The sequence below is a fragment of the Escherichia sp. S10b genome, from assembly GCF_028421345.1.
GTDB lineage: Bacteria > Pseudomonadota > Gammaproteobacteria > Enterobacterales > Enterobacteriaceae > ECMA0423.
Window position 1 is genome coordinate 1 of record NZ_JAHZSO010000106.1, and the last position, 1,955, is coordinate 1,955.

The following is a 1,955-nucleotide window of genomic DNA, read 5'->3' on the forward strand; positions in this document are numbered from 1 at the left end:
CCGGTCGCCGTCCCAGCCGTACCAGGTCACTTGCGGTTTCCGTGACAGCGACATCCAGCCCGTCAGGTCCCGTTCACGTCGCCACACCCGTTTTGCCACCCTGCGGCCCAGCGGGTCGTAAAGATAGCGGCTTTCGACCAGCGGCTCTGCATATTGTGTCCGCGTGTAGTGCACCAGCCGGTGCTGACTGTCGTAATGGTACCGGTGGGTGCGCTCATCATCCGTGCGGATAACCCCTTCCGGGATGAGGTCGGTTTTTTCCGTCAGCCTGCCGTGACGGTCATACCGGTAAAGATAGTGCGCGTCACGGGCGATACGGTTATCCGGCCACATGCTGAGGGCGCTGTCCGGGTGCAGCTCCGGGTCGGGCAGGCGGTTACCTGCCGGGTCTGTGGCATACGGGATATCAATGCCCAGGTTACATATAATAATAAGAGCAATTAACTTAATTTATTTGTTTATAATGCGCTTACTTAATACAAACCATTGAATATACCCTCCTGACAGAAAATAAAGCCATATTATTATCGCCATAATATACTTACTATCAATCCTTACGCCAATAATGTCTGATACAGTCCCTATAAATATTAGAGCAATAAAGAATACTATGCCTGTTGGAAAACATATTACCATCATTCCATAAGACATGAGACTAATTAACTCGCTCACATCACGAGTGGAGTCTAATAGTGAAAGTCTATGCATGGAAAAGAATAGTATTAAAAGCGATAAAGCCAGCCATATAGCTCTGAATAAAAAAATAATATATTTCATTACATCACTCCGGTGAATACAAATCTAATAAAACGTCCAATGTTATTTCCGGAGCACTTCATCTTACATGTTTCTAAAGAATCATTAGACCAGTCTTGGCAGTTTTTAAATAGCCCTAAATTTATAGGTGTGAATATATCAGGCAATACAGAATAACGCGGCCTTACCTCTTTAAACTTCCCTTTTAAACAGTTCTCCACACAACTATTATCGGTTTCAACGAGGTCACAACGGCCAGCAGCTTCTTTTGTATCATTACTTGCTTTACCTGGCCCCCATAGACCATCTCCTTTTGATTCTCCCCGTTGGTCTTGGCCACCACAAGTATAGTCCCCTTTACCATCTGGGACACAAAGATATTGATGATAGAACGGATTCCCCCATATATCTGGACCGCTTCTTTCACCAGTTCCGCCCATTGAATGCAGTGGCTTAATGCATTTTAGTGTTTCTAATCCTAATGGATCTATATTTGAGATCGGATTCAACGGATACTGATAAAAATTCCATCCCCCCTTCAGCCCAATCGGATCCTGAGTGATATACCGCCCCTGCAGCGGGTCATAATAGCGGTGGCGGTTGTAATACAGGCCGGACTCCTCATCATACTGCTGCCCCGGCAGCCGGATAAGCTGCTGCAGCTGATGCGGGTTCTCTTCATTCAGCAGGTTGCCCCATTCATCATATTCTGCGCACCACGCTGTTGCCCCTTCCGTGCTGATGAGCGCCAGCGGCAGGCCGCGATGGTCGCAGTGGTACAGGTGGATTTTTCGCGCCGGCGTGTACACCGGGTCCATCTGGTTTTGCATCTGCTCCACGGTCAGGCCGCACGATGCCAGCCAGCGGCGGCTTTCCTCACTCACCCGGTCAGCCAGGATTTCACTTTCCAGCCGGTCGAGCATCTGCACCAGCACCGGCGGGAACACCACACTGCCACCGTCTTCGCCGCCGGACTGCTGAAGGGTATCCGCCAGGCTGCGGCGCTGCGTTTTCGCCTGCTCACCGGTGGCGGTTTCAACCCTGATGAGTGGCGTGAAGCTCCCCGGCTGATAAATCGTCTGGATGCGGCTCCTGTCGTTCTGTATCGTGGTCAGCCGGTCGCCGTCCCAGCCGTACCAGGTCACTTGCGGTTTCCGTGACAGCGACATCCAGCCCGTCAGGTCCCGTTCACGTCGCCA

The 1,955-nt window shown here is 50.7% G+C and carries 1 protein-coding gene and 2 pseudogenes; all 3 read right to left on the bottom strand.

The window, feature by feature from the left end:
• Window positions 1-420: pseudogene (locus FTE26_RS08225) on the bottom strand (RHS element protein); the annotation flags it as partial.
• Between the two features lie 30 nt (window positions 421-450).
• Complete coding sequence (gene ybfB, locus FTE26_RS08230; protein WP_000873944.1) at window positions 451-777, bottom strand: protein YbfB; 327 nt, start codon at window positions 775-777, stop codon at window positions 451-453.
• Window positions 777-1,955: pseudogene (rhsC, locus tag FTE26_RS08235) on the bottom strand (rhs element protein RhsC); the annotation flags it as partial. The pseudogene rhsC and the gene ybfB, both read right to left, overlap by 1 nt.

Excerpts from the sequence above, each read along its gene's own strand:
- ybfB (WP_000873944.1), bottom strand. The coding sequence starts at position 777 with ATGAAATATATTATTTTTTTATTCAGAGCTATATGGCTGGCTTTATCG.